The organism is Rhizobium sp. Leaf371, from assembly GCF_001424045.1.
Taxonomy (GTDB): Bacteria; Pseudomonadota; Alphaproteobacteria; order Rhizobiales; family Rhizobiaceae; genus Ferranicluibacter.
In genome coordinates this window covers 362,896-379,053 of sequence record NZ_LMQB01000027.1, presented here as the reverse complement: position 1 = coordinate 379,053, position 16,158 = coordinate 362,896, and the positions used below count along the sequence as shown (strand labels likewise).

General features: G+C 65.0%; 18 protein-coding genes and 1 pseudogene. 15 read left to right on the top strand and 4 right to left on the bottom strand.

Annotated features, from left to right (window positions below; all coding sequences use genetic code 11):
* Positions 1-663: 663 nt before the first annotated feature.
* The 9 genes from ASG39_RS20140 (at position 664) to ASG39_RS20100 (ending at position 8,175) form a co-directional block, all read left to right on the top strand.
* The gene (locus ASG39_RS20140; protein WP_062596753.1) at positions 664-1,101 is read left to right on the top strand and encodes a DUF6163 family protein; all 438 of its coding nucleotides are present in this window, start codon (positions 664-666) and stop codon (positions 1,099-1,101) included.
* Between the two features lie 130 nt (positions 1,102-1,231).
* Positions 1,232-1,768, top strand: coding sequence for a MarR family winged helix-turn-helix transcriptional regulator (locus ASG39_RS20135; RefSeq protein ID WP_062596705.1), 537 nt, complete (start codon positions 1,232-1,234; stop codon positions 1,766-1,768).
* Between the two features lie 635 nt (positions 1,769-2,403).
* Positions 2,404-3,726 carry a L,D-transpeptidase family protein gene (locus tag ASG39_RS20130; RefSeq protein ID WP_062596704.1) on the top strand — a complete coding sequence of 441 codons (1,323 nt, stop codon included), beginning with the start codon at positions 2,404-2,406 and terminating at the stop codon, positions 3,724-3,726.
* 145 nt (positions 3,727-3,871) lie between these two features.
* Positions 3,872-4,114 (top strand): DUF1902 domain-containing protein, encoded by a 243-nt coding sequence (locus ASG39_RS20125; RefSeq protein ID WP_062596703.1) that lies wholly within the window; start codon positions 3,872-3,874, stop codon positions 4,112-4,114.
* Positions 4,114-4,308 carry a type II toxin-antitoxin system HicA family toxin gene (locus tag ASG39_RS20120; RefSeq protein ID WP_062596702.1) on the top strand — a complete coding sequence of 65 codons (195 nt, stop codon included), beginning with the start codon at positions 4,114-4,116 and terminating at the stop codon, positions 4,306-4,308. The genes ASG39_RS20125 and ASG39_RS20120 overlap by 1 nt, the downstream gene beginning before the upstream one ends.
* Before the next feature lie 176 nt (positions 4,309-4,484).
* Complete coding sequence (glyA, locus tag ASG39_RS20115; protein WP_062596701.1) at positions 4,485-5,783, top strand: serine hydroxymethyltransferase; 1,299 nt, start codon at positions 4,485-4,487, stop codon at positions 5,781-5,783.
* Positions 5,784-5,795: 12 nt separating this feature from the next.
* Positions 5,796-6,269 carry a transcriptional regulator NrdR gene (gene nrdR / locus ASG39_RS20110; protein WP_062596700.1) on the top strand — a complete coding sequence of 158 codons (474 nt, stop codon included), beginning with the start codon at positions 5,796-5,798 and terminating at the stop codon, positions 6,267-6,269.
* 128 nt (positions 6,270-6,397) lie between these two features.
* Positions 6,398-7,558 (top strand): bifunctional diaminohydroxyphosphoribosylaminopyrimidine deaminase/5-amino-6-(5-phosphoribosylamino)uracil reductase RibD, encoded by a 1,161-nt coding sequence (gene ribD / locus ASG39_RS20105; protein WP_062596752.1) that lies wholly within the window; start codon positions 6,398-6,400, stop codon positions 7,556-7,558.
* A complete protein-coding gene (locus ASG39_RS20100) occupies positions 7,558-8,175 on the top strand; it encodes a riboflavin synthase (RefSeq protein WP_062596699.1) in 618 nt (205 codons plus the stop codon). Before ribD ends, ASG39_RS20100 begins: the two co-directional genes overlap by 1 nt.
* Positions 8,176-8,181: 6 nt before the next feature.
* Here the strand turns inward: ASG39_RS20100 and ASG39_RS20095 are convergent, their stop codons facing one another.
* Positions 8,182-8,730 (bottom strand): GNAT family N-acetyltransferase, encoded by a 549-nt coding sequence (locus tag ASG39_RS20095; protein ID WP_062596698.1) that lies wholly within the window; start codon positions 8,728-8,730, stop codon positions 8,182-8,184.
* 170 nt (positions 8,731-8,900) lie between these two features.
* On the opposite strand from ASG39_RS20095, the gene ribH reads away from it, so the two are divergent.
* Together ribH and nusB are read left to right on the top strand one after the other, a co-directional pair.
* Positions 8,901-9,362, top strand: coding sequence for a 6,7-dimethyl-8-ribityllumazine synthase (gene ribH, locus ASG39_RS20090; protein WP_062596751.1), 462 nt, complete (start codon positions 8,901-8,903; stop codon positions 9,360-9,362).
* The gene (nusB, locus tag ASG39_RS20085; RefSeq protein WP_062596697.1) at positions 9,359-9,844 is read left to right on the top strand and encodes a transcription antitermination factor NusB; all 486 of its coding nucleotides are present in this window, start codon (positions 9,359-9,361) and stop codon (positions 9,842-9,844) included. Before ribH ends, nusB begins: the two co-directional genes overlap by 4 nt.
* Before the next feature lie 5 nt (positions 9,845-9,849).
* On the opposite strand, the gene ASG39_RS20080 is transcribed toward nusB, so the two are convergent.
* Positions 9,850-10,278, bottom strand: coding sequence for a DUF2442 domain-containing protein (locus tag ASG39_RS20080; protein WP_062596696.1), 429 nt, complete (start codon positions 10,276-10,278; stop codon positions 9,850-9,852).
* A complete protein-coding gene (locus tag ASG39_RS20075) occupies positions 10,271-10,471 on the bottom strand; it encodes a DUF4160 domain-containing protein (RefSeq protein ID WP_244481277.1) in 201 nt (66 codons plus the stop codon). The genes ASG39_RS20080 and ASG39_RS20075 overlap by 8 nt, the downstream gene beginning before the upstream one ends.
* Positions 10,472-10,689: 218 nt before the next feature.
* Between ASG39_RS20075 and ASG39_RS20070 the strand changes: the two genes are divergently transcribed.
* The gene (locus ASG39_RS20070) at positions 10,690-12,825 is read left to right on the top strand and encodes a sodium-translocating pyrophosphatase (protein ID WP_062596694.1); all 2,136 of its coding nucleotides are present in this window, start codon (positions 10,690-10,692) and stop codon (positions 12,823-12,825) included.
* A 167-nt stretch (positions 12,826-12,992) separates the two neighbouring features.
* Here ASG39_RS20070 and ASG39_RS20065 read toward each other — a convergent pair whose 3' ends face one another.
* Positions 12,993-13,517, bottom strand: coding sequence for an outer membrane protein assembly factor BamE (locus ASG39_RS20065; protein WP_132533525.1), 525 nt, complete (start codon positions 13,515-13,517; stop codon positions 12,993-12,995).
* A 147-nt stretch (positions 13,518-13,664) separates the two neighbouring features.
* Between ASG39_RS20065 and ASG39_RS20060 the strand changes: the two are divergent.
* From ASG39_RS20060 to plsX, 3 genes and pseudogenes are all read left to right on the top strand, one after another.
* Positions 13,665-14,198: pseudogene (locus ASG39_RS20060) on the top strand (ubiquinol-cytochrome C chaperone family protein); the annotation flags it as partial.
* Positions 14,199-14,377: 179 nt separating this feature from the next.
* Positions 14,378-14,878, top strand: coding sequence for a DUF177 domain-containing protein (locus ASG39_RS20055; RefSeq protein WP_062596750.1), 501 nt, complete (start codon positions 14,378-14,380; stop codon positions 14,876-14,878).
* Between the two features lie 217 nt (positions 14,879-15,095).
* A complete protein-coding gene (gene plsX, locus ASG39_RS20050; protein ID WP_082477382.1) occupies positions 15,096-16,154 on the top strand; it encodes a phosphate acyltransferase PlsX in 1,059 nt (352 codons plus the stop codon).
* The last annotated feature ends 4 nt before the right edge of the window (positions 16,155-16,158 follow it).

The following is a 16,158-nucleotide window of genomic DNA, read 5'->3' as shown; positions in this document are numbered from 1 at the left end:
GGTTTTTCCCGCAGCCCGGCCGTCTCGAAGAGGATTCCCTCGGCTTCACCCGAGAGCGCGTCCGGCAGTCACGGCGCGGCTTGCCGCCGCCTTGCCAGGTTTCACAGGACAATCGCGGTTTCAACGATCGCCGCCTCTTGTATGACATCGCCACACCGCAGGCCTTTGTGAAAGGTCCCAGGGCGGACGGCCTCTTCGCGAGCCCGACGATGAGGATGTGCGTCATCCCCTCACAATCGGCACCGGCCCCGCCTCGCCGGAACGCCTTCCGGTGCATCCGATAACGGGACGAGGCCAGTATGGTGCTGGAAAAATCGGGCGGATGGCGGAACGCGACCGCTCCTTGTCCGACGCCCAGCGTGNCCGACGATGAGGATGTGCGTCATCCCCTCACAATCGGCACCGGCCCCGCCTCGCCGGAACGCCTTCCGGTGCATCCGATAACGGGACGAGGCCAGTATGGTGCGCGGAAAAACGCGCGGGGAGAAGAAAGCAGCTCTTTTTTTCGAACGGACGGCTGGAAAGCCTTTGCGGCCGGCTTTCGGACATCGGCCTGCGGTCGCTCAAGGCTTTCGAATTCCCCGCTCGCAGAACCTCCTCTGACAAGACCTGCGGCAGCACCTCCTCTGGCAGTTGCCGGCATCCGCGCTTATGGTCGCCGGCATGTCCGATGATTCTGTTCATGTTCCCAAGATCTCCGTGACGGAGACGCTGTTCGGCGTCTTCCTGCGGCTTGTGGCGATCTCGTGCTTCTGGTTCGGCCTGAACTACTGGGCGCTGCTGATCGGCTATTCCTTCAACGGGTCCGGCCGCTTCGATCTTTTGACCGTGCCCTGGCGCGTCGCCGCGACCACGCTGGCGGTCGCCTATCCCGTGGCGGCCCTGGGGCTCTGGCTGCTGGTGTCCTGGGGGCCGGTCATCTGGGTGGTGGCGGCGGCGACCGAAATCGTCATGTTCGGCTTCTATCCCGAGCTCTTCGGCGCCAAGCCGCTGATCCTCATCCTGCATGCCAGCGCAGCCCTGATCTTCGTCACGTTCCGCGGCATTATCCTCTACCAGCGTATGCGCAAGGGGCGAATTGCAAGGTTTGATTCACCCTGACACAGGTGTCGTCAATGGTAAGCTCATGTTAAGGCTGCGGTTTAAGTAGAATTTTATACGTATTCGATAGTGTCTCCCTCAAGGCGGGAAAACATAACCACCGCCACCCAAACAGAGAGAGACCGCCATCATGAACAGCAAGCTCAAGGCACACGCCTCCGCCAACACCGCCGGCAACCCGATCCTCAACAAGGACCCGCAGGAAGACGCGATCCGCTCGCTCTACATGGAATCCCTGCACCTCGTCGAACGCTTGCACCGTCGTCTGCTCGACGTCATCAAGGACGAATTCGACCGGCAGGGCCGCAGCGACGTCAACGCCGTCCAGGCGCTGCTCCTGTTCAACATCGGCAATTCCGAACTGACGGCCGGCGAACTGCGGTCGCGGGGCTACTATCTCGGCTCCAACGTCTCCTACAACGTCAAGAAGCTCGTCGACCTCGGCTTCATCAACCACCAGCGCTCGCGCATCGACCGTCGCTCGGTCCGCATCAGCCTGACGGAAGACGGTCAGGCCATCGCCGAAACGGTCGCCAAGCTCTATGAGCGCCACATCGGCTCGATCCACAAGGTCGGCGGCATCGGCACGGACGAATTCAGCCAGATGAACAAGCTGCTGCAGCGCCTCGACCGCTTCTGGAACGACTCGATCGCCTATCGCATGTAAGGATCGGCCAAGACGATTTTTTGGAACGGTCCTCTCGAAAAGGCCGGGCGCGGGATGGCGCCCGGCCTTTCGCGTTGCCAACCGGAGGCCGGACTGAAACGGTAGCCGCAGCGGGATGGGGCGGGTGCAGCGCGTGCGGGGCGGCACACGATGACGGCACACGATCTTGTCAACGGTCGTGATCCCGCTGGAATGCGACGCGTCCTGCTTTTCCGCGACGCCCGCGCGGGCCGCGGGAAACGCGGCTGTGTGGCTGTTGCAGGAAGGACGCAGTGCCTTGTTTCCCGGCCTGTCGGCGCGCTTGCCCTCTGGTTGTGTGACACCGTTTGGCCATATTGATATGGGACGTAAAACGCTGAAAAACCGGCCTGTCAACGAGGGTCGGCCATACGGTTTTGGCGCCGAAATCTGCGCGCTGGAGGCTTTCGCCAGAAGACGTGCCTTGGGCCGGAAGCGTGCCGACGTGCACGCCGGTCCGGTTGGGGCCGGTCTGGTCGGGGCCGTTCCGGTTGGGGCAGGATGCGAACCGGCTCCGCCGGGGTGTAGCGCCCGCCGCGAGCGGGTTTGGCTTTGTTAACCGTAATCGTGATAGCGCTGAGGGCGGAATTGCCTCGCAGCATCTGATGGTAGGGATCATGTCGAAGAAAAACGGAATCGATGCTCATAGCCGCCGCGCCTTCCTGCGCTCCGCCGCCACGCTCGGCGCTGTCGCCTGGGCCGGTGGCGCGTTTGCGCAGGACGCCCTGGGGGATATCATCAATGCGCCCCGCCGCGGCGTCTGGGACGATCAGTTCGACGCGCAGGCCTCGCGCACGGCGCTCGCCGTTTCGTCCAACACGCCGATCTTCAGCATGGAAACCATCTACAACACGCAGACGGCGATTGGCCAGTATCAGCAGATCGTGTCGTCAGGCGGCTGGCCCGAGGTCAATCCCTCGCAGCGCCTGGAACTCGGCGTCTCCGACCCCTCCGTGCGGGCGCTGCGCCAGCACCTGATCGCCGCCGGCGACCTCGAACAGTCCGCCGGCCTCTCCGACAATTTCGACAGCTATGTCGATGGCGCGGTCAAGCGCTTCCAGGCCCGCCACGGCCTGCCGCCGGATGGCGTTCTCGGCGAATATTCGCTGAAGGCGCTGAACATCTCGGCCAATGTCCGCCTGCAGCAGCTGAACACCAATCTCGTGCGCCTGCAGTCCATGTCGGGCGATCTCGGCATGCGCCACGTCGTCGTCAACATCCCCGCAGCCTATATCGAGGCGGTAGACAACGGCCGCGTCGTGCAGCGCCACACCGCGATCGTCGGCCGTCTGTCGCGCCCGACGCACATCATCAATTCCAAGATCTACGAGGTCATCCTCAATCCGTACTGGACGGCGCCGCGCTCGATCGTCGAGAAGGACATCGTGCCTTTGATGCGCAAGGATCCGGAATATCTGAAGAAGAACGCTATTCGCCTGATCGACGGGCAGGGCAACGAGGTCTCGCCGGAAACGATCGACTGGAACGCCGAAAAGGCCCCGAACCTGACGTTCCGCCAGGACCCGGGCAAGATCAACGCCATGGCATCGACCAAGATCAACTTCCACAACCCGAACAACGAATACATGCACGACACCCCGTCGCAGGGCCTGTTCAACAAGCTGGCGCGCTTTGAAAGCTCCGGCTGCGTGCGCGTCCAGAACGTGCGCGACCTGACGACCTGGCTGCTGAAAGACACCCCCGGCTGGACCCGCCAGCAGATCGAGGCGACGATCCGCTCGGGCCAGAACAACCCGATCAAGCTTGCGGTCGAAGTGCCGGTCTATTTCAAGTACATCACCGCCTGGGCGGCCAAGGACGGCGTCGTCCAGTTCCGCGACGACATCTACCAGATGGACGGCGAACAGGAACTGGCCCTCCAGACCACCGCCGGCATTGAACCCGTCACCGGCGGCCTCGACGGCGGCGTGGCGCAGTAACACGGCAACGACGCGAGACTTTCGACGGCCGCATCCGGACAGGGTGCGGCCGTTTTTGTTTGAGGCCATATTTGTTTGAGAGTGGTGCTGTTGAACGGCTGTCGCTTGATGCATAGTTGTGGCAGGCCATTCAAGGAGCGCGCGGATGAAATCGATCCCCATTCTGGTTCGGGCGGCATGGGATGCCGAGGCCTCGGTCTGGGTCGCCACCAGCCGCGATATCGATGGCCTTGCCGTCGAGGCAGGCTCGATGGAGGAACTCGAAACGAAGGTCCTCGCCGCCGTTGCCGATCTCGTGGCCCTGAACGGATCGCCCTCCGATCTGCCGGAAATTCCGGTGCACATCATGGCAGAGCACGTGGCGAAGATTCCGAACCCGTTTTACTGATGGGCGGCTATCTCCGGGACCTCAAGGCCCTGCTGGAGGCAGCGGGATGTCATTTTCACAGGGCTGGAAAGGGCGACCATGAAATCTGGTTCAGCCCGATCACCAAACGCTATTTCACGGTCGATCACGGCGTCAAATCCCGCCACACCGCCAACGAGACGTTGAAGCAGGCAGGCTTGCCCAAGGCGTTCTGACGCAGCTTATGCCGACTGTGACTCGTCCCCAAGCGTGATACCCCGACGAGCGGCATCGCCACGCGCTCCACCCACAGCGCAGACGCCGCGGCAAATGGCGCAAAACGCGGGGCGCGGGTTGCCCTTGGCATGCGAGGGAGATAAACACCGTGCCACCGCCCTATAGGAGCCTGATCATGAGCGATGCAGCCGCCAACGACGTCTTCTTCAACCGGTCTCTCGCCGACAGCGATCCGGATATTTTCGGTGCGATCGAGAAGGAGCTGGGTCGCCAGCGCCACGAGATCGAGCTGATCGCATCCGAGAACATCGTCTCGCGCGCCGTGCTCGAAGCCCAGGGCTCGATCATGACCAACAAATATGCCGAGGGCTATCCGGGCAAGCGCTATTACGGCGGCTGCCAGTTCGTCGATATCGCCGAGGAACTCGCGATCGACCGCGCCAAGCAGCTGTTCGGCGTCAACTTCGCCAATGTGCAGCCCAATTCCGGTTCGCAGATGAACCAGGCCGTGTTTCTGGCGCTGCTGCAGCCGGGCGATACCTTCATGGGCCTCGACCTCAATTCCGGCGGACACCTGACGCACGGCTCGCCGGTCAACATGTCCGGCAAATGGTTCAACGTCGTCTCCTACGGCGTGCGCGAGGAAGACCACCTTCTCGACATGGATGCGGTCGCCGAAAGCGCGCGCACGCACAAGCCGAAGCTGATCATCGCCGGCGGCACGGCCTATTCCCGCATCTGGGACTGGAAGCGCTTCCGCGAGATCGCCGACGAGGTCGGCGCCTGGCTGATGGTCGATATGGCGCACATTGCCGGCCTCGTCGCCGGTGGGCAGCACCCGTCGCCGTTCCCGCATTGCCACGTGGCCACGACGACGACGCACAAGTCGCTGCGCGGCCCCCGCGGCGGTATGATCCTGACCAATGACGAGAACCTGGCCAAGAAGTTCAACTCGGCCGTGTTCCCCGGCCTGCAGGGCGGCCCGCTGATGCATGTGATCGCGGCGAAGGCCGTCGCCTTCGGCGAGGCGCTGAAGCCGGAATTCAAGGATTATGCGGCTCAGATCGTCAAGAACGCCAAGACGCTCTCGCAGACCCTGGTCGACGGCGGTCTCGACATCGTTTCCGGCGGCACCGACAACCACCTGATGCTGGTCGATCTTCGCAAGAAGAACGCGACCGGCAAGCGGGCGGAAACAGCCCTCGGCCGCGCCTACATCACCTGCAACAAGAACGGCATTCCCTTCGATCCGGAAAAGCCCTTCGTCACCTCGGGCATTCGTCTCGGCACCCCGGCCGGCACGACGCGCGGCTTCAAGGAAGCCGAGTTTCGGGAGATCGGCAACCTGATCGTCGAGACGCTCGACGGCCTCAAGGTCGCCAATTCCGACGAGGGCAATGCGGTGGTGGAAGCCGGCGTGCGCGACAAGGTCGTGGCGCTGACGGGCCGCTTCCCGATGTACGGCTACCTGTAAGGCTGTCACGGCATGCGCTGCCCTTTTTGCGGATCGGAAGACAGCCAGGTCAAGGATTCCCGGCCTGCCGAAGACGGCGCGGCGATCCGCCGCCGCCGCATCTGTCCGGATTGCGGCGGGCGCTTCACGACGTTCGAGCGCGTGCAGCTGCGCGAGCTCATGGTGCTGAAGAAGACCGGTCGGAAGGCCCCTTTCGACCGGGAAAAACTGCTGCGCTCGTTCGAGATCGCGCTGCGCAAGCGGCCGGTCGAGCGCGAGCGGATCGAGCGCGCCGTCTCCGGCATCGTCCGGCGGCTGGAAAGCTCGGGCGAGAGCGAGATCGCGTCGGAGGAAATCGGCCTGCAGGTGCTGGAAGCGCTCAAAGGGCTCGATGACGTCGCCTTCGTGCGCTACGCCTCCGTCTATCGCGATTTCTCCCATGCGGAGGATTTCGAGAAGGTGATGGCGGAACTCTCGGCCAAGATCGCCCGCGACCCCGGCGCCTGACCGGAACCGCGGACATGACGCCCCCCGACGACCAGATGGACGACGATGCCGCTGACGATGCGGGCGACGATGCGGGCGGCGTGGACGGCGTCGGCCTGGCCTCCGGCGTGCCGGCGGACGAGCAGCTGATGGCGCAGGCCATCGCGGTCGGTGCCGGCAATCTCGGCTTGACCGGCAGCAACCCCTCGGTCGGCTGCCTGATCATGCGGGATGACGGGAAGGGCTCCGGGGAGGGTCGAGCGGAGGGCCCCCGGATCATTGCCGCCGCCGTCACCGCGCCCGGCGGACGGCCGCATGCGGAAACGCAGGCGCTGGCGCAGGCCGGCGAGGCGGCCCGCGGCGCGACGGCCTATGTCACGCTCGAACCCTGCTCGCATCACGGCCACACGCCGCCCTGCGCCGAGGCGCTGATCCGCGCCGGCATCGCCCGCGTCGTCGTCTCCGTCGTCGATCCCGACCTGCGCGTCTCCGGTCGCGGCATCGCCATGCTGCGCGAGGCCGGCATTTCGGTGGAAACGGGCGTGCTGGCGGCGCAAGGCGAGCGCGCGCTCGAAGCCTATCTCCTGCGCAAGCGCCTCGGCCGTCCGCATGTGACGCTGAAGCTGGCGCTGTCGCGCGACGGCATGATCGGCGTGCGGGGGCGAGCGGCGGGAGAAGGGCAGGTGACGATTACCGGGCCGGAAAGCCGGGCCTATGTGCAGCATCTGCGCGCCCGCACCGATGCCATCCTCGTCGGCATCGGCACGGCGCTGGCCGACGATCCGGAACTGACGGTGCGTCTGCCGGGCCTTGAGCATCGCTCGCCGGTGCGCATCGTGCTCGACGCCGATCTGCGGCTGCCGCCGGGGAGCAAGCTGGCGCGCTCGGCACGCACGGTCCCGGTCATCGCGGTGGCCGGCGTGCTGTCGTCGGACGACGGGAATATCGAGGCACGGGCTCGGCAGGGCCGGGCCGACGCGCTGTCGGCGCTCGGCGTCGAAGTGCTCGAATGGGACCCGCGCCGGCTCGATCTGCTGCTGCCGGCGCTCGCCAGCCGCGGCCTGTCCTCGCTGCTGGTGGAAGGCGGAGCTCGTACCGCGGCCTCGTTCCTTAATGCCGGCATGGTCGATCGCCTGCTGCTGTTCACCGGTACGCCCACGATCGGCACGCCCATGATAGGCATGGAGGGGATCGGCACTGAGGGGATCGCATCCCCGATCCGCCCCGGGCTTGTGCCGGCGTCATTCATGCATATGTCTGGCGAGGCGTTTGGACCCGACCATCTGGATATCTACGAGAGGACCCCCTGATGTTTACCGGCATCGTGACTGACATCGGCAAGGTCGAGAGCGTGACGGCGCTCGATGAAGGCGTCCGGCTGCGGGTCGCCACGGCCTATGATCCCGCCACCATCGACATCGGCGCCTCCATTTCGCACTCCGGCGTCTGCCTCACCGTGACCGCGCTGCCCGAGGCAGGGGCGAACGAACGCTGGTTCGAGGTGGAAGCCTGGGAAGAGGCGCTGCGGCTGACGACGATCGCCGGCTGGTCGGCCGGTGCGCGCATCAATCTGGAACGGGCGCTGAAGATCGGCGACGAACTGGGCGGCCACATCGTGTCCGGCCATATCGACGGCACGGCCGAGATCCTGTCGGTGGAGGCGGAAGGCGAGGCGACGCGGTTTCGCCTCAACGCCCCCGAGCATCTCGCACGCTTCGTCGCGCCAAAAGGCTCGGTCGCGCTGGACGGGACGTCGCTGACGGTCAATGCCGTCAACGGCACGGAATTCGACGTGCTGCTGATCCGCCATTCGCTGGAGGTCACCACCTGGGGCGAGCGCCGGGCCGGCGACCGCGTCAATTTCGAGGTGGACACGATGGCGCGCTACGCCGCACGTCTCGCAGACTTCCCGGCAAAGACCATCTGACGCCCCTTAAGGCGTTCCTGCCTGGCGGTCGGAGAGCTGCCGTTCGCAGAGAATGACCTGCGCGCCGTGATAGACGGTGCGTGCCGTCTCGCGAAAGCCGAGCTTGGCGGCGACGCGCAGCGAGGCCGTGTTGGAAAGGTCGATGATGCAGGTGCGGCGCGCCTTCGGATAGGTCCGCTCGCCCCAATGGAGTGCGGCGGACACCGCCTCGGTGGCATAGCCCCGGCCGTGGGCGGCCGGAGAGAGCGCCCATCCGGTCTCCATCGTGCCTTCGAGCGACGGCTGGATGACGCGGTGCAGATCGTGGAAGCCGGCCTCGCCGATGAACGCGCCGCTCTCCTTGTCCTGCAGCGCGAAGAAGCCGAAGCCGAAATAGTGCCACATGCCGACCTGCCGCAGGAAGCGCGTCCAGGCCTGTTCCCGCGAGAACGTCACGCCGCCGATGAAGCGTACGACCTCCTGTTCGGCAAAGAGGTTCGCATAGGCGGGAAAGTCGTCGCGGCGATAGGGGCGGAGGATGAGGCGGTTCGTCTCGAGGGTCGGTATGGTGTGCATGATCTCCCTCTTAAAGGCGAATCGCGCGCATCGCAAAGCTGCCCTGCGTCAGGCGGCATGGAAAAGGCTTGCCATTCCAGCCCCGCCGTGGTTTGACCCGTGCCTCTGCCGGCCAAGCGACCGGCGATTTCCACATTTCTTTTTGCGTCTATCTCGAGACAGGTGAACCGATGGCCGAAAGCGGCAAGCCCCATATCCTCATCGTCGAGGCCCGCTTCTACGACGACATGGCAGATGCGCTGCTCGACGGCGCGACCTCCGCGCTGACGGATGCCGGCGCCACCTATGACGTCGTGACCGTGCCCGGCGCGCTCGAAATCCCCGGCGCGATCGCCATGGCCCTCGACGGCATCGACAACGGCGCCACCGAATATGACGGCTTCGTCGCGCTCGGCATGGTCATTCGCGGCGAAACCTACCATTTCGACATCGTCGCCAACGAGTCCTGCCGCGCCATCATGGATCTGACCGTCAGCGAAAGCCTTGCCATCGGCAACGGCATCCTGACCGTCGAGAACGATGAGCAGGCCTGGGCCCGGGCCCGCAAGTCGGAAGGCAACAAGGGCGGCTTTGCCGCACGCGCCGCTCTGACGATGATCGCGCTGAAAGCCAAGCTCGGAGGCGAACAGTGAGCACCCCGACCGAACAGACGCCGCCGCTTAAGCAGGCAAACCAGCGTGGCGCCGCGCGTCTTGCCGCCGTGCAGGCCCTCTACCAGATGGATATCGGCGGCACCGGCGTGCTCGAAATCGTCGCCGAATACGAGACGCATCGCCTCGGCCAGGAAATCGACGGCGACACCTATCTGAAAGCGGATGCCTCCTGGTTCCGCTCCATCGTCTCGGGCGTGGTGCGCGACCAGCGCAAGCTCGATCCGCTGATCGGCGCGGCGCTGCAGGACGACTGGGCCTTGTCGCGGCTCGATTCGACCGTCCGCGCCATCCTGCGCGCCGGCACCTTCGAGCTGACCGAGCGCAAGGACGTGCCCGTCGCCGTCATCGTCACCGAATATGTCGAGATCGCCCGCGCCTTCTTCGAGGAAGACGAGCCGAAGCTCGTCAACGCCGTCCTCGACCGCATCGCCCGGCAGTTCCGCACGGACGTGCGGAAGTAGGGTTTTCAGGATTTTACGTGGCTTCGTTTTGGGGCGGATGTCTTTGGGCGTCCGCCCTTTTTGCCGTTCGCCCGGCTTGCGGCGACCTTTGCCGGCGAGCGGGATTGTCCGCCGCGGCGCTGCGCCTCCAGGAAAGCCCTCGTTCCGAAGATGCCGCTCATCAGGCCCGCGATCGTGTAGTCCACATCCAGGCTTTCCCAGTGCAGTCCGGTTTCCCCAAGAAGTTCGACCTCCGCCAACTGGTCTGCGGGCGCATCCTGCAGGCCTTCGAGGGCGCGGGCCGGAAACAGGAACGATGCGCCGTTCGTGAAATCCACGACGATCCGCTCGGAGGCCGCGTCGAAGCGGACGCCTGTCGCCACAGGCCGCTCGGCGCGTTCCGCCTCCCAGCGGCGCTTCGCCTCTGTCAGTTCGGCGTCGGTAACGTCAGCCATGATATCGTCTCCATGTGTCGAGGAACAGCTGCCGGTTGTCTTCGATGACGGCGACCGCGCGGCGCACGTCCCTGTCCGACATATTCCCCTGCGTGATCACGGCAAGGCTCTCGATGTCGATGCGCGCTTCCCCGTCTCCGACCACATGCGCGTGAGGCGGCTCGTGATCGGCGGTATAAATGACGAAGCGCATGCCGAACTGTCGGAGGACTGTGACCATCGCCCCAAGATAACCCAAGGGGTTGGCTTTTCCAAGTTGCAGGAGTCTCGACGCGAAGCCCGCTTGACCTTGCCATGCTGCCGCCGCAATCTGGCGACGGTCCCGTTTTGCGTGAGGAGGCGCGGCGGGAGCGGAGACGGGGCTTTGGCGAGGCGATGCCTGCCGGCCTTTCAAGGGAGGAAACATCCGACATGATTGTTCTACTGGGCGTAATTCTATGCGGGCTGGTTTCGGTGGCCTATGCCATCTGGGCGACGCGGTCCGTGCTGGCTGCCGATCAGGGCAATGCCCGCATGCAGGAAATTGCAGGCTATATCCGGGAAGGGGCGCAGGCCTATCTCGCACGGCAATATCTCACCATCGCCATCGTCGGCGCCATCGTTTTCGTCGCAGCCTGGGTGCTCCTCTCGGGCACGGCCGCCATCGGCTTCCTGATCGGGGCCGTCCTCTCGGGCGCGGCCGGCTTCATCGGCATGCATGTCTCGGTGCGGGCCAATGTGCGCACGGCGCAGGCGGCCTCCGTCAGCCTGTCCGCCGGCCTCGACATCGCCTTCAAGTCCGGTGCCATCACCGGCATGCTGGTGGCGGGCCTCGCGCTGCTCGGCGTATCCATCTATTATCTCGTCCTCACCGCCGGGCTCGGCCATGCCCCCGGCGACCGCGAGGTCATCGATTCGCTCGTCTCGCTCGGCTTCGGCGCGTCCCTGATCTCGATTTTCGCGCGTCTCGGCGGCGGCATCTTCACCAAGGGCGCGGATGTCGGCGGCGATCTCGTCGGCAAGGTCGAGGCCGGCATTCCCGAGGACGATCCGCGCAACCCCGCCACCATCGCCGACAATGTGGGCGACAATGTCGGCGATTGCGCCGGCATGGCGGCCGACCTGTTCGAGACCTATGCCGTCTCGATCGTCGCAACCATGGTGCTGGCGGCGATCTTCTTTGCCGGAAGCCCGGAGCTCGCCTCCACCATGATCTATCCGCTCGCCATCTGCGGCACCTGCATCATCACCTCGATCATCGGGGCCTTCTTCGTCAAGCTCGGCTCCAACGGCTCGATCATGGGCGCGCTCTATCGCGGCCTGATCGTCACCGGCCTCCTGTCGATCGTCGGGCTCGCGCTTGCGACGACGGTCACCGTCGGCTGGGGCGTCATCGGCACGGTCGACGGCAAGGAGATTACCGGTGCCGCCCTCTTTGTCTGCGGCATTCTCGGCCTCGTCGTCACCGCGCTGATCGTCGTCATCACCGAATATTATACCGGCACCAACAAGCGGCCGGTCAATTCCATCGCCCAGGCCTCCGTTAGCGGCCACGGCACCAACGTCATCCAGGGCCTTGCGGTGTCGCTCGAATCGACGGCGCTGCCCGCCATCGTCATCGTCGGCGGCATCATCACGACCTATCAACTCGCCGGCCTGTTCGGCACCGGCATCGCGGTCACGGCCATGCTCGGCATCGCCGGCATGATCGTGGCGCTCGATGCCTTCGGCCCGGTCACCGACAATGCCGGGGGGATCGCCGAAATGGCGCATCTGCCGCCGGAGGTGCGCAAGTCCACCGATGCGCTGGATGCCGTCGGCAACACCACCAAGGCGGTGACCAAGGGCTATGCGATCGGCTCGGCCGGCCTCGGCGCGCTGGTTCTGTTCGCAGCCTATGCCAACGACCTGAAATACTTCGCCGCCAATGGCGACAAGTATCCCTACTATGCCGATGTCGGAACGATCTCCTTCGACCTCTCCAACCCCTATGTCGTCGCGGGCCTGATCTTCGGCGGCATGATCCCCTATCTCTTTGGCGGCATCGCCATGACGGCGGTCGGCCGGGCGGCGGGTTCCGTCGTGGAAGAGGTGCGCCGGCAGTTTCGCGAGAAGCCGGGCATCATGGCCGGCACCGACAAGCCCGATTACGGGCGGGCGGTGGACATGCTGACCAAGGCGGCGATCCGCGAGATGATCGTGCCGTCGCTGCTGCCGGTGCTTGCGCCCATCGTTGTCTATTTCGGCGTGCTGGCGCTTTCCGGCTCCAAGGCCTCGGCCTTTGCCGCGCTCGGCGCGTCGCTTCTCGGCGTCATCGTCAACGGCCTCTTCGTCGCGATCTCCATGACCTCCGGCGGCGGCGCCTGGGACAATGCGAAGAAAAGCTTCGAGGACGGCTTCGTCGACAAGGACGGGCAGCGCCACCTCAAGGGCTCGGAGGCCCACAAGGCGTCGGTCACCGGCGACACGGTGGGCGATCCCTACAAGGATACGGCAGGCCCCGCCGTGAACCCGGCGATCAAGATCACCAACATCGTGGCGCTTCTGCTGCTGGCGGTTCTTGCCTGACCTTGCTTGGGCCTAAACTTGCGTGGGCCTGAGATCGCTCGAGCCTGAAATCGCTCGACCCTGAAGCCGCTTGAAACGAAAAACCCGCAGGGCCGGCCGGCGCTGCGGGTTTTCTCTGTCTTGCGTGCTCTTCGGCGTCGGCCCCGACGGGACCGGACGATGACGGCCTATCGGCCGCCGACGTCGGAAGAGAGAACGGACCGGGCCATGCTCTTGCCGATGCCGTTGCCGCTGAGCAGCTGGCTGAGGAAGGTGAGCTCCTTGCCGCCGGTCGGCGTCGTGCGGGAAATCATGTCGAACACCTTGCCGTCCTGCTGCGTGTAGTGCGCAAGCTGGGACACGGTGCCGTCCTTGTCGAAGTAGACGGCGAGGATGCTCTGGTCGATCAGCTTCGGCTTCATGAAGGCGACCGGGCGGCGGCGCTTCTGGGAGATGTAGTAGAACACCTCGTTGTCGAAGGTCGCCGTGGTGGAGGGCGTGCCGAGCGAGAGCAGGACCTGCTCGCGGCTGGAGCCGACCGGCACGAGGGCCAGGGTTTCCTGGTCCACGACATAGCCCTGATTATAGGTCTGGGACACGGCGAACATATCGCTCGTGCTCTGGCAGCCGGCCAGAAGGCCCGCGCAGAGCGTCACGGCGAGGCCCGTGCGGTTCAGAATACGCATGTCGGACTTGAAAAAACGTCTCGTCAACGACATCTCCCTTGAAGATACGCCGGCAGATGCGCCATTGCTTTTCGTGCCTGCTTCGGTAAACCAGCTTCCGCGATCATGCAACAAGACGATGCGCGTGCCCCCGGTGTTTCAGCGTGTTTGAAGCGGGGAAAGTTGGGCTTAATGATGTTTTTCGGGCTGTTCGGCAAAAAAAACGGCAACGCCGCCATCGTCGCCCGTCAGTATGAGCGTCTGACGGCCGCGGGCCGCCAACCCGTGCTCTACGAAAGCATGGATGTGCCCGACACCGTCATGGGACGGTTCGAAATGGTCTCGGCCGTGCTGATTCTCTACTTCCGCCGCACGCGCGCCTCGGCCCGGGCCGGGCAGGAGATCGCCCAGGAAATCGTCGATGCCTTCTTCGAGGATGTCGATCACTCCATCCGCGAGCTCGGCGTCGGCGATGTGAGCGTGCCCAAGCGCATGAAGAAGCTGGCCTCCATGTTCTACGGCCGGCTCGAAAGCTATTCCGACGCGCTCGACCGGGGCGACGGGCCGGCGCTCGAAGCCGCATTGCGGCGCAATTTTCACCCGAAGGCGCAGACGGACGCGCCCTCGATGGCGGCGCTCGCCGCCTATATGAGGACCGTCGAGGCGGCGCTCAGTGCGAGCGGCGAAGACGCGGTGGAGACGGGAGCGCTTGCCGTTCCCCCGCCCGGTGCTGGTACTGATGCAAGTGCCGATGCCGGTGCGCTGCCGGACCGCGCGACGGCCAAAGACGCGATGCAAAGGAACGACCCGTGAAGCCTCCCGCAGAGACACCCGTACAGGCACAAGGACAGGCTGGGGCAAAGCCCGCCGAAGCCCCGGCCTTTTCGCATCCGGTCAAGGTCGGCACGCTGTCGGCCAGCCTGACGACCCTGCGGCTCGAAGCGGATGCGGCGGCGCTTGCCGCACTTGCCCGGCAGTGGAACGTGACGGAGGTCCGCAGCCTGAAGGCGGAGCTGCAGATCGCCCGCTGGAAAAAGGACGGCGTGCGGGTCAAAGGCCGGGTCATGGCCGATCTGGTGCAGGAATGCGTGGTGACGCTGGAGCCGGTGGAAAGCCATCTCGACGAACCGGTTGAGGCGACCTTCGTGCCGGACGGCTCCAAGCTCGCCCGCGCCCTGACGGCGGAGACGGCCGAGATGGTGCTCGATCCCGATGGTCCGGATGCGCCCGACATCTTCGTCGGCGACACGATCGACATCGGCCAGACAGTGGCCGAGCATGCGGCGATGGCGATCGACCCCTATCCGAAAAAGCCGGGGGCGGCTTTTCCCGGCCATATCGAAAGTACCGAGAAGGACGACAAGCGTCCGAACCCGTTCGCAGCCCTGAAGGACTGGAAGAAGGACTGAATCGACGCGAGTCTTCTCCCGTTCAGGGGCGGTTCAGGTATGACTTATGGGAAAAACGGGCATTTTAACGAAATCCGGCCGCGGGAATGGCGCGACCGGCTCGCATTCTGCCGCGCGAACGGTTAAGGACCAGTCCGTGTCGCCATGAGCGATCGCCGGCGCGTTCCGCCGCGCGCGGGGCAGGCGGGCACGAAACGGACAGCAGGATAGGAAACACGTGGTCAGAATTTCCCTCGATCTGATGGGCGGCGATCATGGTCCGCAGGTCATCATCCCCGGCGCGGCCAAGGCGCTCGAGCGGCATCCCGACATCCGATTCGTGCTTTACGGTCTGGAGGCCGATTGCCTGCCGATCCTGGAGAAGTATCCCAAGGTCAAGGCGGCAAGCACGTTCCACGCCAGCGAACTCGCCATCGCCATGGACGAGAAGCCGAGCCAGGCGCTGCGCCGCGGCCGCGGCAAGGCCTCCATGTGGCAGGCGATCGACGCGATCAACCGCGACGAGGCCGATGTTATCGTGTCGGCCGGCAATACCGGCGCGCTGATGGCGATGTCGGTCTTCTGCCTGCGCACCATGGCCGGCATCCAGCGCCCGGCGATCGCGGCGATCTGGCCGACCCTGAAGGGCGAAAGCATCGTTCTGGATGTCGGCGCGACGATCGGCGCCGACGCCCAGCAGCTCATGGACTTCGCGCTGATGGGCGGCGCCATGGCCCGCGCGCTGTTCGAGATGGAACGCCCGACCATCGGTCTCCTCAATGTCGGCGTGGAGGAGATGAAGGGCCAGGAAGACGTGAAGGAAGCCGGCCGGCTGATCCGCGAGGCCAATCTCGACGGCATCGACTATTTCGGCTTCGTGGAAGGCGACGATATCGGCCGCGGCACCGTCGACGTCGTGGTGACCGAAGGCTTTTCCGGCAATATCGCGCTGAAGGCCGCCGAAGGCACGGCCCGCCAGATCGCGGAATATCTGCGCGCGGCGATGTCGCGTACTCTTTTGGCCAAGATCGGCTATATACTGGCCAAAGGCGCCTTCGACCGGCTGCGCGAGAAGATGGACCCGCGCAAGGTCAATGGCGGCGTGTTTCTCGGCCTCAACGGCGTGGTGATCAAGAGCCATGGCGGCGCGGACGCCGAAGGTTTTGCAGCGGCGATCGATGTCGGCTACGACATGGTCCGCAATGGTTTGAAAGCCAAGATCGAGACCGACTTGGAAAAATACCGCGCGACCCGGGCTCCCGAAGGGGCGCCGACGGGTGCCGGTGGCGAGGTTTGACAAA

What these genes read in the sequence shown, in the direction of transcription:
- ASG39_RS20070 (WP_062596694.1), top strand. Translation starts at nt 10,690, where the DNA reads ATGATTGTTCTACTGGGCGTAATTCTATGCGGGCTGGTTTCGGTGGCC.
- ASG39_RS20100 (WP_062596699.1), top strand. Translation starts at nt 7,558, where the DNA reads ATGTTTACCGGCATCGTGACTGACATCGGCAAGGTCGAGAGCGTGACG.
- ASG39_RS20135 (WP_062596705.1), top strand. Translation starts at nt 1,232, where the DNA reads ATGAACAGCAAGCTCAAGGCACACGCCTCCGCCAACACCGCCGGCAAC.
- ASG39_RS20130 (WP_062596704.1), top strand. Translation starts at nt 2,404, where the DNA reads ATGTCGAAGAAAAACGGAATCGATGCTCATAGCCGCCGCGCCTTCCTG.
- ASG39_RS20120 (WP_062596702.1), top strand. Translation starts at nt 4,114, where the DNA reads ATGGGCGGCTATCTCCGGGACCTCAAGGCCCTGCTGGAGGCAGCGGGA.
- glyA (WP_062596701.1), top strand. Translation starts at nt 4,485, where the DNA reads ATGAGCGATGCAGCCGCCAACGACGTCTTCTTCAACCGGTCTCTCGCC.
- ribH (WP_062596751.1), top strand. Translation starts at nt 8,901, where the DNA reads ATGGCCGAAAGCGGCAAGCCCCATATCCTCATCGTCGAGGCCCGCTTC.
- ASG39_RS20125 (WP_062596703.1), top strand. Translation starts at nt 3,872, where the DNA reads ATGAAATCGATCCCCATTCTGGTTCGGGCGGCATGGGATGCCGAGGCC.
- ASG39_RS20080 (WP_062596696.1), bottom strand. Translation starts at nt 10,278, where the DNA reads ATGGCTGACGTTACCGACGCCGAACTGACAGAGGCGAAGCGCCGCTGG.
- ASG39_RS20140 (WP_062596753.1), top strand. Translation starts at nt 664, where the DNA reads ATGTCCGATGATTCTGTTCATGTTCCCAAGATCTCCGTGACGGAGACG.
- ASG39_RS20095 (WP_062596698.1), bottom strand. Translation starts at nt 8,730, where the DNA reads ATGCACACCATACCGACCCTCGAGACGAACCGCCTCATCCTCCGCCCC.
- ribD (WP_062596752.1), top strand. Translation starts at nt 6,398, where the DNA reads ATGGCGCAGGCCATCGCGGTCGGTGCCGGCAATCTCGGCTTGACCGGC.
- nrdR (WP_062596700.1), top strand. Translation starts at nt 5,796, where the DNA reads ATGCGCTGCCCTTTTTGCGGATCGGAAGACAGCCAGGTCAAGGATTCC.
- ASG39_RS20075 (WP_244481277.1), bottom strand. Translation starts at nt 10,471, where the DNA reads ATGCGCTTCGTCATTTATACCGCCGATCACGAGCCGCCTCACGCGCAT.